The following is a 22812-nucleotide window of genomic DNA, read 5'->3' as shown; positions in this document are numbered from 1 at the left end:
CGGGGCCGGCGCGCCCTTGCGCTGAAACTCCGCGGCGGGCGACCGGATCTGTGACCTTGCCCGCCGCACGCTGCCCGGGGCGCGCGCGCAACCGCCGCCGCGCCGCCTCCACGCGCGCGGCCTGCTGCGCCCACGGCACCCGGTCCGCCCCGCGGCCCCCGGGGGTCGGTCCGGCGCCCCCGGATCAGGTGGGGCGCGCCATCCCGGCATTCCCTTGCGGGTTTGCGGCGCGCGGCCGCCGGCGCGGATCGGGGATCGGCACGCGCGACGGGCTGCCGGGATCGCGCGGCCGGCAACGTCCGGACGGGATCCTGCCGAGGGGGCGCGGCGGGCTGACGGGGAGTTGCTTTGACCGGGGCCGCGGCGCTCTGTATAGGTCGGCCACCCAAGCCCGGAGGCCACCCCCCCGTGACCCGTTTTCTGCTGAACATCGTCGGCGCCCTGTTCTCTCTCGTCACGCTCGGCGCGGCCTTCGCCGCGCTGTCGGTGGGCGCGGTGTTCTGGATGTATTCGCGCGACCTGCCCAGCCACGAGCAGCTCGCCCAGTACAGCCCCAAGACCATCAGCCGGATCTATTCCGGCGAGGGCCGCATCATCGACGAATTCGCCGAGGAACGCCGCGTCTACGTGCCGGCCGAGGACATCCCGCTGCTGGTGAAGGAAGCCTTCATCTCGGCCGAGGACAAGAATTTCTACATCCACCACGGCTTCGACGCCGGCGGCATGGCCGCGGCGCTGCTGCAGGCGGTGCAGACCCGCGGCGAGAGCGTGCGCGGCGCCTCGACCATCACCCAGCAGGTGGTGAAGAACTTCCTGCTGGATTCCAGCCGGTCGGCCGAGCGCAAGATCAAGGAGCTGATCCTGGCCACCAAGCTCGAGGAGGCGATGCCGAAGGACAAGATCCTCGAGCTGTACCTCAACGAGATCTTCCTGGGGCAGAACGCCTATGGCGTGGCGGCGGCGGCGCAGATCTACTTCAACAAGTCGCTCGCCCAGCTCGCCCCGCACGAGGCGGCGATGCTGGCCTCGATGCCGCAGTCGCCGTCGAACTTCCACCCGGTGCGCAACCATGACCGGCTGCTGGCGCGGCGCAACTATGTGCTGCGCGAGATGGAGCAGAACGGCTATCTCGACGAGCCGACCTATGCGCGCGAGGTGGCGATGCCGATCCGCTCGGTGCAGGGCGGCGACTTCCCGGCCTTCCGTGAGCAGCTGCCGCCGCGCAACTACTTCACCGACGAGATCCGCCGCCAGCTGTCGCGCAGCTTCGGCCAGGACGAGTTCTTCGGCGGCGGCCTGTCGATCCGCGCGACGATGGACCCCGAGATGCAGGACGTCGCCGCGCAGTCGCTGCAGTCGGCGCTGGAGAAGATCGACCGCAACCGCGGCGTCTGGCGCGGCACCGGGATCACCCTGCCGGCCGAGGCGCTGACCACCGAGGACGGCTGGCGCGACGCGCTGCAGGCCTCGGGCGCGCCGCGCGACGTCGAGGGGTGGTTCCCCGCCGTGGTGCTGTCGCTGGGGCGCAGCGACGCGACGCTGGGCGTCGAGGGCTTCCGCGAGACGGTGACCATCCCGGCCGAGGACGTGACCTGGGCCCGCAAGCGCCTTGCCGACGGCTCGCTCGGGCCGCGCGCGAACCAGGTCAGCGACCTCGTCGACGTGGGCGACGTGGTGCTGGTGCGGCGGATGACCCGCGACGACGACGGCAGCCTGATCCGCTGGACCCTGCGCCAGGTGCCCGAGGTCGAGGGCGCGTTCATGGCGATGGACGTGCAGACCGGCCGCGTCGTGGCGATGCAGGGCGGCTTCTCGTACCAGTCCTCGGTCTTCAACCGCGCCACCCAGGCCGAGCGTCAGCCGGGCTCGTCCTTCAAGCCCTTCGTCTATGCCGCGGCGCTCGATTCGGGCTTCACCCCGGCGACGATCGTGGTCGACGCCCCGATCGAGGTCGACACGCCGCAGGGGATGTGGCGGCCCAAGAACGCCTCGAACAAGTACTACGGCCCGACGCCGATGCGCACCGGGATCGAGCAGTCGCGCAACCTGATGACGATCCGGATCGCGCAGGAGATCGGCATGGACACCGTCGCGCGCTATGCCGAGCGCTTCGGGGTCTACAGCCCGATGAAGCCGTTCCTGGCCAATGCGCTGGGCTCGCAGGAGACGACGCTCTACCAGATGGTGGCGGCCTACGCGATGTTCGCCAACGGCGGCGAGCGGGTCGAGCCGACGCTGGTCGACCGGGTGCAGGACCGCTGGGGCCGCACCGTCTACCGCCACGACCAGCGGATCTGCGAGACCTGCGCCGCGGAGACCCTGCCCGCCGGCCAGCCGCCGCGCATCGACTCGAACCGCGAGCGGGTGATGAACGCCATCACCGCCTACCAGCTGACCTCGATGATGGAGGGGGTTGTGCAGCGCGGCACGGCGCGCGGCATCCACCTGCCGGTGCCGATCGCGGGCAAGACCGGCACCACAAACGATGCCAAGGACGTCTGGTTCATCGGCTTCTCGTCGAACCTCGTCGCGGGCTGCTACATCGGCTACGACAACCCCCGCTCGCTCGGCCGCGCCGGCGGCGGCTCGACCTGCGGGCCGGTGTTCCAGGAATTCATGGAACAGGCGATCAAGAAATACGGCGGCGGCCGCTTCGCGGTGCCGCCCGGCGGCTACTTCGTGAAGATCGACCGCTTCACCGGCGCGCGCCTGCCCGACAATGCCAGCGGCCCGAACGTCGTGGCCGAGTACTTCCGCGAGGGCGCCGACCCGTTCGGCATGATCGGCTCCTATGTCGACGGCGGCTTCGCCATGGGCCAGAACCTGCCGCTCTATGGCTATGGCGAGACCGGCGGCGGCGGCGAGGGCCGCACCGTCACCACCTCGTCCGGGCGCCAGGCCGTGATCCCCGGCAAGGCCAATTTCGGCACGCTCAGCTCGGGCGGGCTTTACTGACACCGGCGTCGAGGGGGCGCCGCCCCCGCCCCTGCGGGGCCCCCCGGGATATTTGGACCAACGCGAAAGCCTCATTCGCCTTGGCGCAAATATCCCCGCCGGAGGCCCTTCGGGGGCGCCGCCCGGGCCGGGCGCGCCCTTGCCCCTTTCGCCGCCAGCGTCTATGTCACGCGCTGACCATCCGAGAGGCCCGACCATGCGCACCGAGATCCAGAACATCTGCGAAGCGATCCGCAAGTCGCTGAAGCTTCTCGCCCAGCGCATGGACTGGGAGACGGCGCCGCACCGGCTGGAAGAGATGAACGCGATGATCGAGGATGGCGACCTGTGGTCGGATCCCGCACGCGCGCAAAAGCTGATGCGCGACCGCACCGCGCTGATCGGCCAGATCGAGACCTATCGCAAGATCGACAGCGGGCTGCGCGACAATGCCGAGCTGATCGAGCTGGGCGAGATGGAGGATGACCAGGAGGTCGTCGCCGAGGCCGAGGCCGCCCTGCGCGAGCTGAAGGAGTTCGCCGCGCAGCAGGAGCTTGAGGCGCTGCTGAACGGCGAGGCCGACGGCAACGACTGCTTCCTCGAGATCAACGCCGGCGCCGGTGGCACCGAGGCCTGCGACTGGGCCGAGATGCTGCAGCGGATGTACGTGCGCTGGGCGGAGAAGCGCGGTTTCACCGTCGAGCTGCAGTCCGAGGAAGCCGGGTCGGAAGCCGGGATCAAGTCGGTGGCCTACAAGGTCTCGGGTCCGAATGCCTATGGCTGGATGAAGTCGGAATCGGGCGTACACCGGCTGGTGCGGATCTCGCCCTTCGGCAAGGGCACGCGCGAGACCTCGTTCGCCAGCGTCTGGGTCTATCCGGTCGTCGACGACAACATCGAGATCGACATTCCGGCCAACGACATCCGCATCGACACCTACCGCTCGTCGGGCGCCGGCGGCCAGCACGTCAACACCACCGACTCGGCGGTGCGGATCACCCACCTTCCGACCAACATCGTCGTCACCTCGTCGATGAAGTCGCAGCACCAGAACCGCGAGGCGGCGATGAACGCCCTGAAGGCGCGGCTCTACCAGCTGGAGCTGGACCGCCGCAACGCCGAGATCAACGCCCAGCACGAGGCCAAGGGCGACGCGGGCTGGGGCAACCAGATCCGCAGCTACGTCCTGCAGCCCTACCAGATGGTCAAGGACCTGCGCACCCAGCACGAGACCTCGGACACGCAAGGCGTGCTTGACGGCGATCTCGACGCCTTCATGGCCGCGACGCTGGCGATGGACGTCTCGGGCAAGAGCCGCGCCGAGGCCACCGCCGAGGACTGAAACCCGGGCCCGGGCCGCTCGGCGGCCGGGTCATGCGGGGATCGGACCCCGCGTGCTGCGGCGCCGAGGGCCGGGGCCGGAACACCGGACGTCAGGGACAGGGGCGCCAAGCCGTAAGGCGCCGGTCGACGGATGCGAAGGGCCCCGGATCGTCTCCGGGGCCCTTCGCCGTTCCCGGTCCGGGCTATTCCGCCGCCAGCTTGCGCGGTTGCAGCATCGGCTTGAGATAGCGCCCGGTGTGGCTGCGTTCGGCCTCGGCCACCTTTTCCGGCGTGCCGGCCGCGACGATCTCGCCGCCGCCGTCACCGCCCTCGGGGCCGATGTCGATGATCCAGTCGGCGGTCTTGATCACGTCGAGGTTGTGCTCGATCACCACCACGGTGTTGCCCTGCTCGACCAGCTCGTGCAGCACCTCGAGAAGCTTGCGCACATCCTCGAAATGCAGGCCCGTCGTCGGCTCGTCGAGGATGTAGAGCGTGCGCCCCGTCGCCCGGCGCGACAGCTCCTTGGACAGCTTCACCCGCTGCGCCTCGCCCCCCGAGAGCGTCGTCGCCTGCTGGCCGACCTTGATGTAGCCCAGCCCCACATGCACCAGCGCGTCCATCTTCTCGCGGATCGAGGGGACGGCGGCGAAGAAGTCCTGCGCATCCTCGACCGTCATGTCGAGAACGTCCGAGATGCTCTTGTTCTTGAACTTGATTTCCAGCGTCTCGCGGTTGTAGCGCTTGCCCTTGCAGGTCTCGCATTCGACGTAGACGTCGGGCAGGAAGTGCATCTCGATCTTGATCACGCCGTCGCCCTGACAGGCCTCGCAGCGGCCGCCCTTGACGTTGAACGAGAACCGCCCCGGCTTGTAGCCGCGCGCCTGCGCCTCGGGCAGGCCCGCGAACCAGTCGCGGATCGGGCCGAAGGCGCCGGTATAGGTCGCGGGGTTGGACCGCGGCGTGCGGCCGATCGGGCGCTGGTCGATGTCGATGACCTTGTCGAGATGCTCGAACCCCTTGATCGTGTCGCAGGGCGCGGGCGTCTCGCGCGCGCCGTTCAGGCGCATCGCGGCGGTCTTGTAGAGCGTCTCGATCGTCAGCGTCGACTTGCCGCCGCCCGACACGCCGGTCACGCAGACGAACTTGCCCAGCGGGAAGGTCGCGGTCACGTCCTTGAGGTTGTTGCCGCAGGCGCCCTCGACCACCAGCGTCTTGCCGTTGCCCTTGCGCCGGGTCTTGGGCACCGCGATCTCGCGCGTGCCGGCAAGGTACTGGCCGGTGAGCGAGGCGGGATCGGCCTCGACCTCGGCGGGGGTGCCGTGCGCGATCACGCGGCCGCCGTGCACGCCGGCGCCGGGGCCGATGTCGAAGACGTAGTCGGCGTGGCGGATCGCATCCTCGTCATGTTCGACCACCAGCACGGTGTTGCCCTGGTCGCGCAGGTTCTTCAGCGTGGTCAGCAGCCGGTCGTTGTCGCGCTGGTGCAGCCCGATCGAGGGTTCGTCGAGCACGTAGAGCACCCCGGTCAGCCCCGAGCCGATCTGCGAGGCCAGCCGGATCCGCTGGCTTTCGCCGCCCGACAGGGTTCCCGCCGCGCGCGACAGCGTCAGGTAGTCGAGCCCGACGTTCACGAGGAACCCGAGCCGTTCGCGGATCTCCTTCAGGATCGCGCGGGCGATCTCGTTCTTCTGGTGGCTCAAGCTTTCGGGCACGGTGCCGACCCAGTCATGGGCCTCGCGGATCGACATCTCGACCACCTGCCCCACGTGCAGCCCGCCGATCTTCACCGCCAGCGCCTCGGGCTTCAGCCGATAGCCGGAACAGGCGCGGCAGGGCCGGTTGTTCTGGTAGCGCTCCATCTCCTCGCGCGACCAGGCGCTGTCGGTCTCGCGGTAGCGGCGTTCGAGGTTCGGCATGATGCCCTCGAAGCTGCGCGACACCTCGTAGACGCGGCCGCCCTCGTCGAAGCGGAACTTGATCTCCTCGCCCTTCGAGCCGTGCAGGATCAGGTCCTGCACCTCGGGCGCGAGGTCCTTCCACTTGGCCTTGCGGTCGAACTTGTAGTGCTTGGACAGCGCGTCGATGGTCTGGGTCTGGAACGGGCTTTTCGACTTGCCCCAGGGCGCGACCGCCTCGGGCAGCTTCAGCGACACGTCCGGCACCACCAGACGCTCGTCGAAGAACAGCTCCATCCCCAGCCCGTCGCAGGACGGGCAGGCCCCGAAGGGCGCGTTGAACGAGAACAGCCGCGGCTCGATCTCGGGGATCGTGAAACCCGAGACCGGGCAGGCGAATTTCTCGGAGAAGGTGATGCGCTCGGGCTCCCAGCCCTCGGGCGCGTCGGCGGGCGGCGCGAGTTCCAGAAGCGCGATGCCTTCGGCAAGGTCGAGCGCGGTGCGGAAGCTGTCGGCGAGCCGCGTCTCCATCCCCTCGCGCACGACGATGCGGTCGACCACCACGTCGATGTCGTGGCGGAACTTCTTGTCCAGCGCCGGGACATCGTCGATCTCGTGGAAGGCGCCGTCGACCTTCAGGCGCTGGTAGCCCTGCTTGCGCAGTTCGGCGATCTCCTTGCGGTACTCGCCCTTGCGGTCGCGCACGATCGGCGCGAGCAGGTAGGCGCGCGTGCCCTCGGGCAGCGCCATGGTCCGGTCGACCATGTCCTGCACCTGCTGCGCCTCGATCGGCAGGCCGGTGGCGGGGCTGAACGGCGTGCCGGCGCGGGCCCACAGCAGACGCATGTAGTCGTAGATCTCGGTGACGGTCCCCACCGTCGAGCGCGGGTTCTTCGAGGTCGTCTTCTGCTCGATCGAGATCGCGGGCGAGAGGCCCGAGATGTGGTCGACATCGGGCTTGCCCATCATGTCGAGGAACTGGCGCGCATAGGCCGAAAGGCTTTCGACATAGCGCCGCTGCCCCTCGGCATAGATCGTGTCGAAGGCGAGCGAGGACTTGCCCGACCCCGACAGCCCGGTGATCACCACGAGCTGGTCGCGGGGAATGTCGACATCGACGCCCTTGAGGTTGTGCTCGCGCGCGCCGCGCACCTCGATGAACTTCTGCTCGGCCATCCGACACCCCCGGGCTGCCCGCCGCGGGGGAGAGCGGCGGGGTCTGCGCAGATCTAGGACAGGTTCGACGAGTCTCCAACCCCGAACCGCAAACAAATAGTGAACACGCTGATCAGGGGCCGCAATCCGGGCCCTGCCGCGCCCCCGGTGCCCGGGACGGGGCCGAAGGCGCCGCGCAAAACCCGTCATTCCGCGGGGACTGCGCGGCCGGGCACAGATCGGCAGGCCGGGCGGCACCGACGGCGCGCGGGTCCGGGCCCGGCAAGTCCGCGGTGACCGGCAGCCCGGCGGTGTCGATCATCCGCACGACGGTGAGCCTTGCCCTTGCCCGTGGCGGCGCGTGCCGCCGACCGGGGCCGAGGGGATCGCGATGCAGGGCGGCGGGACCCTCCCGGTGCCGGCCGAGGGGCTGGCCGGGCTGCGGCTCGGCGGCGGCCGGATCATCGGCGTCGGTACCGCCCTGCCGGCCGCGGGCGCACGGGATCGATCCGGCACTGACAGACGTGGACGTGATCGCGCTGACTGGGGATGGCGCTGGCGGTAACCCGCCGGGCGCACACCGTGGGGGCCCCGCGGTGACGGCGGCCGGGATCGCGGCTATGCGGGCGGCGGGCGGTTCAGCCATGGCTGTCCGCAGGTGCGGGCCGGGGACGAGGTGACAGGACCCGGGGAGCTGGCGGCGGCGGGTCGGGACGGCGCGCCTGATCAAGGCGAGGCGCCGCGCGGGGCCGAGTGGTCGGACCGGGGCATCGGGCAGGAGCGGCACGGCGGCTCGCGGACCCGGGTCGACCCGACCGCACTGCGTCCATGGTCGCTCCCTTGCGCAAAGGCCGGGCTGACCGACGCGGTTGGCGCTCGACGCAGGACGCGCGCGAGGGTGGCTCCCCCGCGCCCGTCAGTCAGTGGTGTCGGGTCCGTGCTGTCGGCTCTGTCTCAGCGCAGCAGGTGGCTGGCCGAGGTATCGACGATCTCGAGCACCTTCTGGTTGCCGGCATCGACGCGGTAGGTGTCGCCCTCGACATGGTAATAGCGCCAGTTGCCGTTGACCGGCGGCAGGCCGTAGCGGGGCGGGTCCATGAGGATGTTGTGCTTGTAGACCGGGAAATCGTCGCCGATCTGGAAGGCGGGCTGATGGCGTTCGACAACGATGCGCTTGGCGCCGAGGCTGCGGGCCGGGCGGGCGTCCTCCTTGGCGATCGAGACGATGCTCAGGCTGCAATGGTCGCGGAACAGGTTCTCGGAGCTGCCGCTGCGGCAATCGCTCGAGGCGGCGGCGGGACCGGCCAGCAGGCTGGCAGGCACGAGGAGAAGGGCCGCGAAGGCGGCCGGGCGCAGCAGGGACATCGTCGGCTCCCGTAGGACGGTGGCTGGAATGCCCGGTCAACGCCCCGGCGCGTTAACGGTTCCGTGAGCCGCGAAATTCCGCCGAGCCGCCGGGGGGGGCGGCGGAGGCCCCACCGCCGGGGACCAGCGCGGCGCGCGGCAACGCGAGGCGCGTGCCCCTGTCAGCGCAAGATGCGCACCTGCCCGCCAGCGCGGGGCGGACGCGTGGCCCGTCAGTGGGCACGGCCGGCGGCGCGGGAGGCCCGCGTGCGCCGTCAGCGCGACTTGAACAACCCGCCGAGGATGCCGCGCACCAGCGTCCGCCCGGCCTGGCTGCCGAGCTGGCGCGCGAGGCTCTTGCCGAAGGTCTCGACGATGCTGTCCGAGCGGCTCGCGCGCGGCGCCCGCTTGGCCGAGGACCGGCCGACCGCCTTGCCCTCGTAGCGCCGGGCGCGGGCGAATTCGCGCTCGTCTTCGGCCTTGCGCTCCTCGGCCTCCTCGGCCTCGGCCGCGGCGCGGGCCGCGCGCTCGGCCCGGTCGCGCAGGATCTCGAAGGCCGAATCGCGGTCGACGGCGGTGGCGTATTTCGCCTGCAGCCCGGTCGCGGCGATCACGCCCGCGCGTTCGTCCGGGCTGATCGGGCCCAGCCGGCTGGCCGGGGGGCGGATCAGCGTGCGCTCGGCCATGCCCGGCACGCCCTTGGCCTGCAGGAACGAGGTCACGGCCTCGCCGGTGCCGACCTCGCGGATCGCGGTCTCGGTGTCGAAGGCGGGGTTGGCGCGGTAGTTCTGCGCCGCGCGCGCCAGCGCCTTCTGGTCCTTGGCGGTGAAGGCGCGCAGCGCGTGCTGCACCCGGTTGCCAAGCTGGCCCAGGATGTCGTCGGGCACGTCCTCGGGGTTCTGGGTGACGAAGTAGATGCCGACGCCCTTCGACCGGATCAGCCGGGCCACCTGCTCGACCTTGTCGACCAGCGCCTTCGGGGCATCGTCGAACAGCAGGTGCGCCTCGTCGAAGAAGAACACCAGCGTCGGGCGGTCCGGGTCGCCGACCTCGGGCAGCTCCTCGAACAGCTCCGACAGCAGCCACAGCAGGAAGGTCGCGTAAAGCCGCGGCGCCGCCATCAGCCGGTCGGCGGCCAGGATGTTGACCTGCCCGCGCCCGTCCGGCGCGCGGCGCAGCATGTCCCCGAGCGCCAGCGCCGGCTCGCCGAACAGCCGCGCCCCGCCCTCGCCCTCCAGCACCAGCAGCTGGCGCTGGATCGCGCCGACCGAGGCGGCCGAGACATTGCCGTAGCGCAGCCCGATCTCCTTGGCGTTCTGCCCGACATGGGCGAGCATCGCCTGCAGGTCCTTGAGGTCCAGCAGCGCCAGCCCCTCTTCGTCGGCGATGCGGAAGGCGATGTTCAGCACGCCCTCCTGCGCCTCGGTCAGGTCCATCAGCCGCGACAGCAGCAGCGGCCCCATCTCGGCCACGGTGGTGCGCACCGGGTGGCCCTGCTCGCCCCAGAGATCCCAGAACGCGACCGGGAAGGCGCCGTAGGACAGCGCGTAGCCGATGGTGGCCGCGCGCTCGGCGAAGGGGGCGTGCAGCTTGGCGGCGTCCGAGCCGGGCATCGCCAGCCCGGCGAGATCGCCCTTCACGTCGGCCAGGATCACCGGCACGCCGGCGGCCGAGAAGCCCTCGGCCAGCGTCTGCAGCGTCACCGTCTTGCCGGTGCCGGTGGCGCCGGCCACCAGCCCGTGGCGGTTGCCGTATTTCAGCAGCATCCGCTGCGCCTCGGCATGGCCCGCGCCGCCGCCGCCCACGAAGATCGTGGTCTCGTCGATCATTCCCGATCCGGCTTCCGTCATCGCCCCCGCCCCCATCGCGCTGCCACCCCGGGCGCCGCCCGCGCCGGCCCTTGCCGCCGCCGCGCGCCCCGCCGGCGCCGTTTCCAACGGTGCCACAATACCTTGTTAAGGCCTGCATGCCAGTCTCGGGCTGCGGGGGATGCGCGGCCTGTGCGTCCTCCGGTCTCTTCCTCCCTGTCAACTGGCCGCGTCCGGGTTTGCCGGATGCGGCTTTTTTCAGCGCCCCTGCGCATTTGCGCGCCGCGGCACCGGGCAGCCCTGCCCGGGCCACGCGGCGCTGTTGACGCAGGGGTCACGAAACCGTAACGTTCTGATCAATGACTAAGTCGGCCAGTCCGACGGGGAGAACTGATCGCGTGAAGGGGCCCCTTGCCGGGGCCCTTTTGCATTGCGGCACCGCCCTCGGGGACACCCACCTTCAGACCCGACCCGCCCTCCCACCCAGCCCGCGGCATGGCGGCCGGTCGGGCGAACGGATCAGGCGCAGGGACCAGAGGGACGGACCAGACGCACGGAAAAGTTTGGGTTTTGCGCCTGACACCTCCCGGTGCCCATGCTAGACCGCGCGTCAGACTCGTGTCTGAGGAGACGGAACAAGATGAGCGACATCACCCGCGCGCGGCTTGCGGCGACGGTTGCGGCCCTCGGGCTCGGCCTGGCGCTGCCCTTCGCCGCCATCGCGCAGACCGCCGCAGCCCCCGCGACCGACGCGCCCGCGGCGGCCGCGGACGCCCCCGCCGCCGACGCACCGGCCGAGGATGCCCCGGGCAGCACCTACATCGCCGCGACCCATGGCGACTGGCAGCAGCGCTGCGTGCACACCGAGGACGGCACCGATCCCTGCCAGCTGTTCCAGCTGCTCAAGGACGGCCAGGGCAACTCGGTCGCCGAGTTCAGCCTGTTCGGCCTGCCGCCGGGCCAGCAGGCCGTGGCCGGCGCCACGATCATGACCCCGCTGGAAACCCTGCTGACCGAGCAGGTGACCTTCCAGATCGACAACGGCGAGGCCAAGCGCTACCCGTTCACCTTCTGCGCGCCGCAGGGCTGCGTCGCCCGCGTCGGCTTCACCCAGGCCGAGATCGACGCGATGAAGAAGGGCAACAGCGCCAAGCTGGCGATCGCGCCGCTGGCCGCCCCGAACGAGCGCGTCGCGCTGAACATCTCGCTCAAGGGCTTCACCGCCGGTCTCGACGCGGTGAACGAGGCCAACAAGGATTCGGTGCTGAAGCCGCGCAACTGATCGCCCCGCACCGCGGCCGATCGGGGCGGCCCTTCGCGGGGCCGCCCCTTTTCGTGCCGGGACCCCGGGACGGATGCCTGTCGGAAGGTCGGGCGCGCCGCCGGGCCGGTCAGACGCGGCGCAGTCAGACGCGGCGCAGCGCGATCACCGCGTTCAGCCCGCCGAAGGCGAAGGCGTTCGACATCGCCACCTCGACCCGCGCCGCGCGCGCCTCGTTCGGCACGACGTCCAGCGCGCATTCCGGGTCCGCCTCCTCGTAGCCGATCGTCGGCGCGATCACGCCCTCGGTCAGCGCCATGAGGCAGGCCAGCAGCTCGACCGCGCCGGTGCCGCCGATGCAATGGCCATGCGCGGATTTCGTCGACGAGATCATCAGCCGGTCGGCATGGGTGCCGAAGGCATGGGCCACCGCCGCGCATTCGGTCTTGTCGTTCGCGGCCGTGCCGGTGCCGTGGGCATTGATGTAGCCGACCGCCGAGGGGTCGATGCGCGCGTCGCGCAGCGCGCCGATGATCGCGCGCTCGGCGCCCTGCTGGCTGGGCATGACGATGTCCGAGGCATCCGAGGACATCGCGAAGCCGATCACCTCGGCCAGGATCGCGGCGCCGCGGGCGCGGGCATGCTCGAACTCCTCGAAGACGAAGACGCCCGCGCCCTCGCCCTGGACCATGCCGTTGCGGTTGGCGCTGAACGGGCGGCAGGCGTCCTTGGACATCACCCGCAGCCCTTCCCAGGCCTTGATGCCGCCGAAGGTCAGCATCGCCTCGGAGCCGCCGGTGATCATCACCTTCGCCATCCCCGAGCGCACCATGTTGAACGCCTGCCCCATCGCGTGGTTCGACGAGGCGCAGGCGGTCGAGACGGTGAAGGCGGGCCCGCGCAGGTTCCATTCCATCGAGACGTGGCTGGCGGCGGCATTGTTCATCAGCTTCGGCACGACGAAGGGATGGACGCGGTTCTTGCCCTCTTCGTAGACCAGCCGGTAATTGTCGTCCCAGGTGTTCATGCCGCCGGCGGCGGTGCCCAGCACCACCCCGGTCTCATACCCGAGGTTGCCCGAGAACGAGAGGCCCGACTGCTCGATCGCCTGGCGCGCAGCGATCAGCGCGAACTGGGTGAAGCGGTCGTAAAGCGCGATCTGCTGGCGGTTGAAGCGGGCCTCGGGGTCGTAGCCGGTGACCTGCCCGCCGATGCGGATCGACAGGCGGTCGACATCGCGGAAGGCCAGCGGGCCGATGCCGCAGCGCCCCTCGCGGAAGCCCTCGAAGGTCGAGGCGACATCATGGCCCAGCGCGTTGATCGTGCCGGCCCCGGTAATGACGACGCGGGCCATCTCAGCCGTGCTGCTCGGCGATCAGCCCCTCGACCGCGGCGGCAATCGCCGCCACCGACGAGATGTCGAACTCCGAGGCGGTGGGGTCGTTGGCGTTGAACGGCACCGAGATGTCGAAGGCCTCCTCGATCGCGAAGATCGACTCCACCAGGCCCAGGCTGTCGATGCCAAGGCTGTCCAGCGTGGCCTCGGGCGTCACCTCGGACGGGTCCAGAACCGCCTGCTCGGCGAGGATGGCGATGATGCGGCTATGGACGTCCATGGTCTTCTCCGGGCTTTCCACGCGGCCCTGCGGCCGGTCAGTCCTTCTGGCCCAGCCTTGTAACAGCTTCTTTAAGCTCTGCCACCTGCGCGAACAGCCGCGACAGGCGGCGGATGTTCTTCCAGGCCTCGACGTGGCTTTCCATCTTGATCGCCGGATAGCCCAGCAGCACCCGGCCCGCCGGCGCGTTGGTGAAGATCTTGGTCGCCCCGCCCGCGATCACGTCGTCGCCGACGAAGATGTTGTCGGACACGCCGCACTGGCCCGCCAGCACCACCCGGTCGCCGATCCGCGACGAGCCGGCGATGCCGACCTGCCCGCACAGCAGGCAATCCTCGCCGATCTCGACGTTGTGGCCGACATGCACGAGGTTGTCGAGCTTGCTGCCGCGGCCGATCCGCGTCGCCTTGACCGTGCCGCGGTCGATCGTGGCATTGGCGCCGATCTCGACATCGTCGGCGATCTCGACCGTGCCCAGCGAATGGATCCGGGTCCAGTGCTGCTGGGCGAAGCCCGCGCGCTGGCCCAGCGTCTCGCGGATCTCCTCGACGCCGGATTTCTCGGGGGTGACGAAGGAAAAGCCGTCGCCGCCGATCACCGCGCCGGGCTGGCAGATGAAGCGCGCGCCGATCACCACCCGGGCGCCGATCTTCGCCCCCTGCAGGATCAGCGCGTCATCGCCGATCCGCGCGCCCTCGGCCACCGAGACCTGCGCCGCGATCCGCGCCCGCGCGCCGATCCGCGCGCCGGGGCCGATGACCACGAAGGGGCCGATCGCGGCGCCGTCGCCGATCTCGGCCGTGGGGTCGATGACGGCCATCGGGTGGATGCCGGGCGCGATCGCCGGGCCGGGATCGAAGGCGCGGGTCAGCCCCGCCATCGCCAGCCGCGGCCGGGTGACGAAGACCGCGGCCTCCAGCCCCAGCCCCTGCCAGTCCGCGCCGTCCCACAGCACCGCGGCCCGCGCCGCGCCCGCCGCAAGGCCCGGCGCATATTTCGGGTCCATCGCCAGCGCCACCTGATCGGCCCGCGCCGCCCCGGGTTCCGAGGCCGACGTGACGCGGATCGAGGTGTCGCCCTCGGCCCGCGCGCCAAGCGCGGCGGCGATGTCGGCGATGGTGACGGAATGCGGTTCGGTCATGGCTCGGGCCCTCCGGTCTTGCGCGGCGGGGTCGCCCCCGCCCGGCCGAGGACTTAATCGCTGGCCGAGGCGAGGACCAGACCGGCCTCCGTCAGCTCGCGGAAAATCTCGGCGTCGCGGCCGTAGATGTCGTTGCGGTACTCCATCCGCCCGCGCGGCGTCGGCCAGGCGGTGTAATAGACCAGATGCACCGGCACCGGCTCCTTCAGCGTGATCGACTGCTCCTGCCCCGAGGCGAGCACGCGCTGGAACAGGCTTTCGGGATCGTCGGACTGCTTGGCCAGCAGCTGGTAGGCGAAGTCGAAGGGCTGCTGCAGGCGGATGCAGCCGTGCGAGAAGGCGCGGACCTCCTTGAGGAACAGCGATTTCGACGGCGTGTCATGCAGATAGATGTTCCACTTGTTGGGGAACATGAACTTCACCAGCCCCAGCGCATTGCCGTCCGAGGGCGGCTGGCGCATCGCGTAGGGGAAGCTGCGCGGGGTGTAGGCGGCGAAGTTCACCGCCCCGCGCGGCACCACGCGGCCGCGGGAATCCACCAGTTCGAGATGGCTCGCCGCGTTCGGGTTGCGCTGCATCATCGGCAGGTATTCCTTGACCGTGATCGAGCGCGGCACGTGCCAGCTCGGGTTCACGACCATGTATTCCATCTCGTCCGAGAATTCGGGCGTGCGCCGGTCGGCCTGATCCATGCCGATCACCGCGACCGTCTCGAAGGTCAGCCGGCCGTCGTCGTAGATCCGGGCGGTGAAGTCGGGCAGGTTCACCCAGATATGGCGCCGGCCAAGCGTGACCCCGTTCATCCAGCGCAGCCGCTCGAGCCCCGCGACCACGGCATGCAGCCGCGCCTCGGGGCGGGCGTTGATCTGGGCGATGGTGCCGGCGCCGGCGACGCCGTCGGGCTCGAGCCCCATGTCGATCTGGAAATCCTGCACCGCGCGCAGCATCGCGTCATCGAAGACCGCAGTCGCGGTCCGGGCCAGATAGCCCTCGGCGATCAGCCGGTCGCGCAGCGCGACCACGGCCGGGCCGCGGTCGCCCCGGCGCAGCGCGCCCTCGGGCACCGCGGCGCCCCAGCCGCCGCGCGCGATCGCCTGCTCGAGATCGAGCTTGGCCTTCATCATCTGCGCGTATTCCGGCACCTGCGGCGGCAGCGCGCGCAGGAAGGCCGCGGGCTCGGCCCGGGCGAAGGCGCGCAGCAGCTCCAGCCGGTCGCGGTGCGGCACGGCGCGCACGATCTGCGGATCGACCCGTGCCGGGTTCAGCGCGCCCGAGCCGACGTCCGAGGCATAGGCGAGATAGGCGCGCGCCATCGCGACCTCGGCGCGGGCGCGGTCGCCCTCGGTGCGCACGGTGCCGAGCCGCGCGCGCAGCCCGTCGGTGTCATAGCGCGCCACCGGCAGCCCGTGCGCCCCGGCCCCGTCGAGCGCGCGCATCAGCGCCACCCGGCGCGGCGCGGCATCGGGCGCGGTGAACAGCGGCTGCCAGTCGCTTTCGGCGTAATAGGCCGCGATCGCCTCGTCCCCCGCGCCCGAGGCGGCGTCGGCAAGGCTGCGGGCGAAGGGCGTCGCCGGGCGCGACGGCGTCATCGCCACGGTCATCAGCGACTCGGGTCCCGCGGCCTGCGCCGACACCGCGGCGGTCTCGTCGCCGGCGACGGTCAGCGGCGGGATCCAAAGCTCGCTCGCCTTCGCCGGAGCGAGGGAAACAAGGCCGGCCAGCGCCGCGGAGCCCACCAGATGCCGCAGTGCGGCAGAGCGCCGACGGAACCCGGATGCCACAGTTGCACGGTTCGTCATTCGCTCCGACATGCGTCCCTCGCCCCACGGAAGTATGGAATAAACCCGAGTTTCCCGGTTCTCTCGGGAAGTGTAAATTGCACATCTTCGGGGGTCACGCGACTGTGGCGGGGCGGCCACGTTGCCCGGGAATTGAGCAGTCGCGGCACGCGATGCGCAAAATCCTGCCGATCCGCTCGTGTCATCGTGAACGAAGAGTTTTCCACAGTTGGCACACAAGCGAAGCCATGGCATAAAAACCGGGCACTTGGGGACAACTTCAGCAGAGGTCGCGCCGAACGCGACCCTGGGCGACGGGACAGGCGCTAAGCATGACACTTTTCAACTCGAACGGGATCTCGCGCCGCGGGCTCCTCGGGGTATTCGCGGCGACCGCGGCGGTCGCGGCTCCGACCTACTCCAACGCCTTCGGCTTCCTGCGCGGTGCGGGCGACGTCCGACGGGTGCGGATGTACTCGGGCCGCACCGGCGAGAGCATCGACACGATCTACTGGATCGACGGCGAGTACATCCCGGAAGCACTGGGCGAAATCAATCACTTCATGCGCGACTGGCGCAATGACAAGGTGATCAACTACGACGCCCGCAACCTTGATGTCGCCGCGGCCGCGCACCGGCTGATGGACACGTCGGAACCCTACATGATGCTGTCGGGCTACCGCTCGCCCGAGACGAACGCGATGCTGCGCTCGCGCTCGCGCGGGGTCGCCAAGCACTCGCTGCACATGAAGGGCCAGGCGGCCGACCTGCGGCTGTCGTCGCGTTCGGTCAACCAGATGTACAAGGCCGCGATGGCCTGCACCGGCGGCGGCGTCGGCAAGTACACCCGCTCGAATTTTGTGCACATGGACTGCGGCCCGGTGCGCACCTGGGGCAGCTGAGACCTCACGACCGATCACCTTCCCTCGAAGAGGCGCCGTTGTCCCCGGCGCCTTTTTCGCGTGTCGGCAAGACCCCGCGCAGCGCGCCCCGGGCCGCCGCGGCGGCCGGCCTTCGCGCCCGGCCCCGGCCTGCCGCGAGGGCGCGGCTTTCCGAGCCCCGGCGCGCGCCCTATCGTCGCGGCGACACCGAAGCGAACGGGAGGGCCCGATGCCCCTGAACTGCCACCTGATCGGCGCGCCGGTCGACAGCGGCCAGAAGCGCCCCGGCTGCCTGATGGGCCCGGCCGCCTATCGCACCGCGGGCCTTGCGCGCACGATCCGCGAGCTTGGCCACGGCTGCACCGACCGCGGCGACGCCACCCTGCCCGCGCTGCGCGAGGTCACGAGCCCGAACCCGGCCGTGCATTCGCTGGCCGAGACCGTCGGCTGGACCGAGGCGCTGGCCGCGATGGGCCAGGCCGCGCTGGCCGAGGGCGGCTTCCCGATCTTCATGGGCGGCGACCACTCGCTGTCGCTGGGCTCGGTCGCCGGGGTCGCGGCCCATGCCCATGCCGTCGGCCGGCCGCTGTTCCTGCTGTGGCTTGACGCACATTCCGATTTCCACACGCCGCTGACCACGACCTCGGGCAACCTGCACGGCACGCCGGTCGCCTACATCTCGGGGCGCGAGGGGTTCGAGGCCTTCCCGCCGTTCCCCGCCCCGATCCCGACCGAGCGCATCAGCCTGTACGGCATCCGCTCGGTCGACCCGGCCGAACATGCGGCGCTGCAGAAGACCGAGATCGACATCAACGACATGCGGGTGCTGGACGAATTCGGCATCGTGGCGCCGCTGCGCGAGTTTCTCGACGCGGTCCAGGCCGCGGACGGGATGCTGCACGTCTCGCTCGATGTCGATTTCCTCGACCCGTCGGTGGCGCCGGCGGTGGGCACGACGGTGCCGGGCGGGGCCACCTTCCGCGAGGCGCATCTGGTGATGGAACTGCTGCACGAATCGGGGCTCGTCACCTCGCTCGATCTCGTGGAGCTGAACCCGTTCCTCGACGAACGCGGCCGCACGGCGGTGCTGATGGTCGAGCTGGTGGCGAGCCTGCTGGGGCGCAAGGTCTTCGACCGGCCGACCCGCGGGTTTGTCTGAGGGCGGCGCGCGGCCGGTCGGGGCGGACCGGGGCTCTGCCCCGGGCCCCGGGATATTTGTGCAAAGTCGACACGGGGCGCCGCTTCGTCAGGCGTGGTCCGCCGCGATCAGGGCGGCCCCGATCCAACCCGTCAGGATCGAGGGCGCGTTGGTGTTGCCGCCGATCAGGGTCGGGAAGGCGGAGGCGTCGCAGACCCTGAGCCCCCCGATGCCATGGACGCGCAGGCGGTTGTCGAGGACCGAGGTCGCGGGGTCGGTGCCGATCCGGGCGGTGCAGCTGGCGTGGTAGACCGTGCCCGAGCGGGCGCGGAAATCCTCGATCAGCGCCGCGTCTTCGGTCACCTCGGGGCCGGGGCGCAGCTCGGCATCGATCAGGGCGGCGAGCGCGGGCTGGGCGGCGATGGTGCGCAGCATCTTCACCGCGGCCAGCATCTCGGCGACGTCCTCGGGGGTGGAATAGGCGTTGACGGTGATGCGCGGGGCCGCGAACGGGTCGGCCGAGCGCAGCGTGATCGTTCCGCGCGAGGTCGGGCGGCAGTTCGACAGCCCCAGCGACAGGCCCGGGAACGGATCGGGCGTCAGCACCGGCCGCTCGCCCGCGCGGGGCAGCAGCGTCGAGAACGCCTGCATGTAAAGCTGCATGTTCGGCCGCGTCATCGCCGGGTCGGTGCGGAAGAAGCCGCCGCCCTGGTTGATCGAGGCCGCGAGCGGGCCCGAGCCGGTCAGCAGCCAGCGCGCCCCGGCCAGCGCCTTGCCCCACCAGGGGCGCAGCACCTCGTTCAGGGTCGGCACCTTCATCCGCCAGGTGTAGTTCAGCCCCTGGTGGTCGTTGAGGTTGCGCCCCACCGCCGGCAGGTCGGCGATCACCGGCAGGCCGAGCGCGCGCAGCTCGGCCGCCGGGCCGAGCCCCGACAGCATCAGAAGCTGCGGCGACTGCACCGCGCCCGCCGACAGGATCACCTCGCGCCCCGCGCGCACCGTCTCGGTGCGGCCGTGGCGGCGGTATTCGACGCCGACGGCGCGGCGCCCCTCGAACAGCACCCGCGTGACCTGGGCCCCGGTCAGCACCCGCACGCCGTCGCGCGCCATCGCCGGGCGCAGGAAGGCGCGCGCCGTCGACATCCGCCGGCCCGACTTCACCGTCAGCTGGTACACCCCCGCGCCCTCCTGCCGGGCGCCGTTGAAGTCGGGGGTGGGCGCGAGTCCCGCCGTGGCGCAGGCCTCGAGGTAAGCCTGAGTCAAAGGGTGCAGATTCCGGCGGTTCGCGGAGATGTGAAGCGGCCCGCCCCGGCCGCGGTAGTCATCGGCGCCCGCCTCGTTGTCCTCGATCGCGCGATAGGCCGCGAGCGCGGCCGCGGGGCCCCAGTCGGGACCGGCCACCGCCTGCCAGTCGTCGTAATCCGAGGCATGGCCGCGGATCCAGACCATGGCGTTGATCGAGGACGAGCCCCCGAGGATGCGGCCCCGCGGCCAGTGGTCGGACTGGCAGGCCAGGCCTGGGTCGGGTTCGGCGGCAAAGCACCAATTGACCTTCGGGTCATAGAAAAGCTTTCCGTAACCCAATGGCATCGTTACGAAAAGCCTGCGGTCCGTGCCGCCCGCCTCCAGCACCAGCACCCGCGCGCGGCCGCCCGCGCTCAGCCGCTCTGCCAGCACCGAGCCGGCCGAGCCCGCGCCCACGATCACATAGTCGACGTCCATCGCATCCCCTCGCGCCCGGGGCCGGCGCCCGCGGCGGCCCGCCCCCTAGCCCCGGCCAGAGCAGCACTGCCGGGGCCACCGGCGCCCCTCTGTTTCCGACGCGCGGATGCCGCAAACGGACCAGCCGCCGGCGGGGCCACCGGCGGCGACCGGCCGGTTGCGGCCGCGGGCGCTCTGCCGCGGGTTGAAGAGCGCCGCGCGCGGGGCTACCCCTTTGACCATGCCCGCGCTTCACCCTCTCCTCACTCCCGCGCAGGCCCCGCTGGCCGTCACGATCCTCGTGCTTCCGGGAACGCGATCTCTGGCCTTCGCGGGGTTGGTCGACCCGCTGTCGCGACACGACGCCTTCGCGCTGCGCCCGGTCTCGGCGACCGGGCGGGCGGTGACGCTTGCCGACGGCAGCGAGCTGGGCGGTCTTGGCGCGCTGCGCGAGGCGGGCGGCGACTGCCTGATCGTCCTGGCCCCGCCCGGGGCCGAGGCGCGCGAGTCGGCCCGGGCCATCGCCCGCGCCTCGGCGCGGTTCGCGATCGTCGGGGCGGTGGGTGGCGGGCTTGCGCTGCTGGCGCAGGCCGGGCTGCTGGAGGGACGCACCATCGCCTGTCCGCTCGACGACGACGGCCTGCCGGCCCCCTTCGCGATCCCGGCGCGGCTGCGATTCGCCGACGGCGCGGTCCGGCTGGACGGCGACCGGCTCAGCGCCGCCTCGCCCGGGGCGGCCGCACAGCTGGCGCTCGCGCTGATCGAGGCGCGCATCGGCGCCGAGGCCGCGGCCGAGACCGCGCGGGCGCTGGGGCTTGGCCCGGCCGCCCCCGCGCCCGAGGCCGAGCCGCCCGAGACCGAGGCGCCGCGCCCCGAGGCCGCCGATCCGCGGGTGGCGGCGGCGATCGCGCGGATGCGCGCCTCGATCGCCGACCCGCCCTCCGCCGCCGAGATCGCGCGCGACCTGAACCTGTCGCCGCGCCGGCTCGAGGGGCTGTTCCGGGCCGAGTTCGGCACCGGGCCCGGGGGCTTTGCGCTGAACCTGCGGCTGGAGGCCGCGCGCGAGCTGCTGACCGACACCCGCATGGCGGTGGCCGACATCGCGCGGGCCACCGGCTTCTCGTCGGCGGGCACGCTGGCGCGGGCGTTCCGCGGCCGCTATGACCAAAGCCCGTCGGACCTGCGGCGGCGCGCAATAAGTCAGACGACTCACGGGCTTGCCCGCCGGTCCTGAGGCCGGCCCGGCAGCCGGCGCCGCCCCGGGCCGGCGCGCCCATTTTCCGGGCACAGCCACGCGGCCGCCGCCCAAGGCCTTCGCATTTGCCGCCTTTGAATGCGACCGCGCCGGGTCGCGGACGGGATGGCCCTGCGTCACCCGCCGTGGTGGCCGCATCGCGGCACGTCTTTGCTGGACAGAGGCTTGGCGCCCATGCCATCAACGATCCAGTCGCCCGGGGGGAGGCCGCAAGGCACTGGGCGAACGTCTACTTATCTCTGGGAGGAGAAGCCCTTATGGATCGTCGTTCATTCCTGACGAAGGCCTCGATCGGTGGCGCCGGTGCGGCCGCCGCCTCGGTCCTCGCCGCGCCCGCGATCGCGCAGTCGATGCCGAAGGTGACCTGGCGCCTGACCTCGTCGTTCCCGAAGTCGCTCGACACGATCTATGGCGGCGCCGAAGTCCTGTCGAAATACCTCAGCGAGGCGACCGACGGCAACTTCCAGATCCAGGTCTTCGCCGCGGGCGAGATCGTGCCGGGCCTGCAGGCCGCCGACGCGGTGAGCCAGGGCACGGTCGAGGCCTGCCACACCGTCGCCTACTACTTCTGGGGCAAGGACCCGACCTATGCGCTGGGCGCGGCGGTTCCGTTCTCGCTCTCGGCGCGCGGCAAGGCGGCGTGGGACTACCACGGCGGCGGCATCGACATCTACAACGAGTTCCTCGCGACCCAGGGCCTCTACGGCCTGCCGGGCGGGAACACCGGCGTGCAGATGGGCGGCTGGTTCCGCAAGGAGATCAACACCGTCGAGGATCTGAAGGGCCTGAAGTTCCGCGTCGGCGGCTTCGCGGGCAAGGTGATGGAGAAGCTCGGCGTCGTGCCGCAGCAGATCGCCGGCGGCGACATCTACCCGTCGCTGGAAAAGGGCACCATCGATGGCGCCGAGTGGGTCGGCCCCTATGACGACGAGAAGCTCGGCTTCTTCAAGGTCGCGCCCTACTACTACTATCCCGGCTGGTGGGAAGGTGGCCCGACGGTCCACTTCTTCTTCAACAAGTCGAAGGTCGAGGAACTGCCGAAGGCCTATCAGGCGCTGCTGAAGACCGCCGCGCAGGCCGTCGACCACGACATGCTGTCGAAATACGACTACAAGAACCCGACGGCGATCAAGTCGCTGGTCGGCCAGGGCACCCAGCTGCGCCCGTTCTCGCCCGAGATCCTGTCGGCCTGCTTCGACGCGGCCAACGAGGTCTATGCCGAGATGGAAGCCTCGAACGCCAACTTCAAGAAGATCTGGGACTCGATCAAGGCCTTCCGCTCCGAGAACTACACCTGGGCGCAGATCGCCGAATACAACTATGACACGTTCATGATGGTGCAGCAGAACGCCGGCAAGCTCTGAGCCGATCCGGCCGGACCGCAGCAGGACAGGACCCCCGGCGCCGCCCGCGCCGGGGGTCTTTGCATCCGTGGCGTGTGCTTCCGGCTGCGGCGGTGCGGCGCCGCGGGGGATTCGCCCGGGCAGAAACCGGGGTCCGATCCGGGGGTGCAACGCTGCCCCGACGGCAGCCGGCCCCCCGGGCCGGCGGTTTTTCGCGCTTGAAACAGCGGAAATCT

15 protein-coding genes are annotated in these 22812 nt (G+C 71.0%); 7 read left to right on the top strand and 8 right to left on the bottom strand.

The window, feature by feature from the left end:
- Positions 1-408: 408 nt before the first annotated feature.
- Positions 409-2955, top strand: a complete 2547-nt coding sequence (locus V8J39_RS02140; protein ID WP_336459220.1) for a penicillin-binding protein 1A — start codon at positions 409-411, stop codon at positions 2953-2955.
- 196 nt (positions 2956-3151) lie between these two features.
- Entirely contained in the window at positions 3152-4276 is a 1125-nt protein-coding gene (gene prfB / locus V8J39_RS02135; RefSeq protein ID WP_336459219.1) for a peptide chain release factor 2, read from the top strand.
- 184 nt (positions 4277-4460) lie between these two features.
- On the opposite strand, the gene uvrA is transcribed toward prfB, so the two are convergent.
- From uvrA to V8J39_RS02120, 3 genes are all read right to left on the bottom strand, one after another.
- Positions 4461-7331, bottom strand: a complete 2871-nt coding sequence (gene uvrA / locus V8J39_RS02130; protein ID WP_336459218.1) for an excinuclease ABC subunit UvrA — start codon at positions 7329-7331, stop codon at positions 4461-4463.
- Between the two features lie 933 nt (positions 7332-8264).
- Positions 8265-8675 (bottom strand): hypothetical protein, encoded by a 411-nt coding sequence (locus tag V8J39_RS02125; protein WP_336459217.1) that lies wholly within the window; start codon positions 8673-8675, stop codon positions 8265-8267.
- Between the two features lie 254 nt (positions 8676-8929).
- Positions 8930-10483, bottom strand: a complete 1554-nt coding sequence (locus V8J39_RS02120; protein ID WP_336459216.1) for a helicase HerA-like domain-containing protein — start codon at positions 10481-10483, stop codon at positions 8930-8932.
- A 619-nt stretch (positions 10484-11102) separates the two neighbouring features.
- Between V8J39_RS02120 and V8J39_RS02115 the strand changes: the two genes are divergently transcribed.
- Positions 11103-11744 carry an invasion associated locus B family protein gene (locus V8J39_RS02115; RefSeq protein WP_336459215.1) on the top strand — a complete coding sequence of 214 codons (642 nt, stop codon included), beginning with the start codon at positions 11103-11105 and terminating at the stop codon, positions 11742-11744.
- Between the two features lie 124 nt (positions 11745-11868).
- Here the strand turns inward: V8J39_RS02115 and V8J39_RS02110 are convergent, their stop codons facing one another.
- From V8J39_RS02110 to V8J39_RS02095, 4 genes are read right to left on the bottom strand one after another with little or no spacing between them, the layout of a single operon-like run.
- Positions 11869-13077 carry a beta-ketoacyl-[acyl-carrier-protein] synthase family protein gene (locus V8J39_RS02110; RefSeq protein WP_336459214.1) on the bottom strand — a complete coding sequence of 403 codons (1209 nt, stop codon included), beginning with the start codon at positions 13075-13077 and terminating at the stop codon, positions 11869-11871.
- 1 nt (position 13078) lies between these two features.
- Positions 13079-13339: a phosphopantetheine-binding protein gene (locus V8J39_RS02105; RefSeq protein WP_336459213.1), complete on the bottom strand. Its 261-nt coding sequence runs from the start codon at positions 13337-13339 to the stop codon at positions 13079-13081.
- 37 nt (positions 13340-13376) lie between these two features.
- Positions 13377-14480: a UDP-3-O-(3-hydroxymyristoyl)glucosamine N-acyltransferase gene (gene lpxD, locus V8J39_RS02100; RefSeq protein WP_336459212.1), complete on the bottom strand. Its 1104-nt coding sequence runs from the start codon at positions 14478-14480 to the stop codon at positions 13377-13379.
- 53 nt (positions 14481-14533) lie between these two features.
- Positions 14534-16081 carry a L,D-transpeptidase family protein gene (locus V8J39_RS02095; RefSeq protein ID WP_442902559.1) on the bottom strand — a complete coding sequence of 516 codons (1548 nt, stop codon included), beginning with the start codon at positions 16079-16081 and terminating at the stop codon, positions 14534-14536.
- Positions 16082-16590: 509 nt separating this feature from the next.
- Here V8J39_RS02095 and V8J39_RS02090 point away from each other — a divergent pair.
- Together V8J39_RS02090 and rocF are read left to right on the top strand one after the other, a co-directional pair.
- Positions 16591-17160, top strand: coding sequence for a YcbK family protein (locus tag V8J39_RS02090; protein ID WP_336459210.1), 570 nt, complete (start codon positions 16591-16593; stop codon positions 17158-17160).
- 208 nt (positions 17161-17368) lie between these two features.
- On the top strand, positions 17369-18298 hold the full coding sequence (rocF, locus tag V8J39_RS02085; protein WP_336459209.1) for an arginase: 930 nt from the start codon (positions 17369-17371) through the stop codon (positions 18296-18298).
- Between the two features lie 87 nt (positions 18299-18385).
- Here rocF and V8J39_RS02080 read toward each other — a convergent pair whose 3' ends face one another.
- A complete protein-coding gene (locus V8J39_RS02080; RefSeq protein WP_336459208.1) occupies positions 18386-19999 on the bottom strand; it encodes a GMC family oxidoreductase in 1614 nt (537 codons plus the stop codon).
- A 220-nt stretch (positions 20000-20219) separates the two neighbouring features.
- On the opposite strand from V8J39_RS02080, the gene V8J39_RS02075 reads away from it, so the two are divergent.
- A complete protein-coding gene (locus tag V8J39_RS02075) occupies positions 20220-21212 on the top strand; it encodes a helix-turn-helix domain-containing protein (RefSeq protein WP_336459207.1) in 993 nt (330 codons plus the stop codon).
- 278 nt (positions 21213-21490) lie between these two features.
- The gene (locus V8J39_RS02070) at positions 21491-22597 is read left to right on the top strand and encodes a TRAP transporter substrate-binding protein (protein WP_336459206.1); all 1107 of its coding nucleotides are present in this window, start codon (positions 21491-21493) and stop codon (positions 22595-22597) included.
- Positions 22598-22812 lie beyond the last annotated feature (215 nt).

Origin of the sequence: Frigidibacter sp. MR17.24 (assembly GCF_037095655.1) — a bacterium.
Lineage (GTDB): Bacteria > Pseudomonadota > Alphaproteobacteria > Rhodobacterales > Rhodobacteraceae > Frigidibacter.
This window is presented reverse-complemented; position numbering and strand designations above follow the sequence as displayed.

What these genes read in the sequence shown, in the direction of transcription:
- uvrA (WP_336459218.1), bottom strand. Translation starts at nt 7,331, where the DNA reads ATGGCCGAGCAGAAGTTCATCGAGGTGCGCGGCGCGCGCGAGCACAAC.
- V8J39_RS02090 (WP_336459210.1), top strand. Translation starts at nt 16,591, where the DNA reads ATGACACTTTTCAACTCGAACGGGATCTCGCGCCGCGGGCTCCTCGGG.
- lpxD (WP_336459212.1), bottom strand. Translation starts at nt 14,480, where the DNA reads ATGACCGAACCGCATTCCGTCACCATCGCCGACATCGCCGCCGCGCTT.
- V8J39_RS02120 (WP_336459216.1), bottom strand. Translation starts at nt 10,483, where the DNA reads ATGATCGACGAGACCACGATCTTCGTGGGCGGCGGCGGCGCGGGCCAT.
- V8J39_RS02115 (WP_336459215.1), top strand. Translation starts at nt 11,103, where the DNA reads ATGAGCGACATCACCCGCGCGCGGCTTGCGGCGACGGTTGCGGCCCTC.
- V8J39_RS02070 (WP_336459206.1), top strand. Translation starts at nt 21,491, where the DNA reads ATGGATCGTCGTTCATTCCTGACGAAGGCCTCGATCGGTGGCGCCGGT.
- V8J39_RS02095 (WP_442902559.1), bottom strand. Translation starts at nt 16,081, where the DNA reads ATGACCGTGGCGATGACGCCGTCGCGCCCGGCGACGCCCTTCGCCCGC.
- rocF (WP_336459209.1), top strand. Translation starts at nt 17,369, where the DNA reads ATGCCCCTGAACTGCCACCTGATCGGCGCGCCGGTCGACAGCGGCCAG.
- V8J39_RS02075 (WP_336459207.1), top strand. Translation starts at nt 20,220, where the DNA reads ATGCCCGCGCTTCACCCTCTCCTCACTCCCGCGCAGGCCCCGCTGGCC.
- V8J39_RS02110 (WP_336459214.1), bottom strand. Translation starts at nt 13,077, where the DNA reads ATGGCCCGCGTCGTCATTACCGGGGCCGGCACGATCAACGCGCTGGGC.
- V8J39_RS02125 (WP_336459217.1), bottom strand. Translation starts at nt 8,675, where the DNA reads ATGTCCCTGCTGCGCCCGGCCGCCTTCGCGGCCCTTCTCCTCGTGCCT.
- V8J39_RS02080 (WP_336459208.1), bottom strand. Translation starts at nt 19,999, where the DNA reads ATGGACGTCGACTATGTGATCGTGGGCGCGGGCTCGGCCGGCTCGGTG.
- V8J39_RS02105 (WP_336459213.1), bottom strand. Translation starts at nt 13,339, where the DNA reads ATGGACGTCCATAGCCGCATCATCGCCATCCTCGCCGAGCAGGCGGTT.
- prfB (WP_336459219.1), top strand. Translation starts at nt 3,152, where the DNA reads ATGCGCACCGAGATCCAGAACATCTGCGAAGCGATCCGCAAGTCGCTG.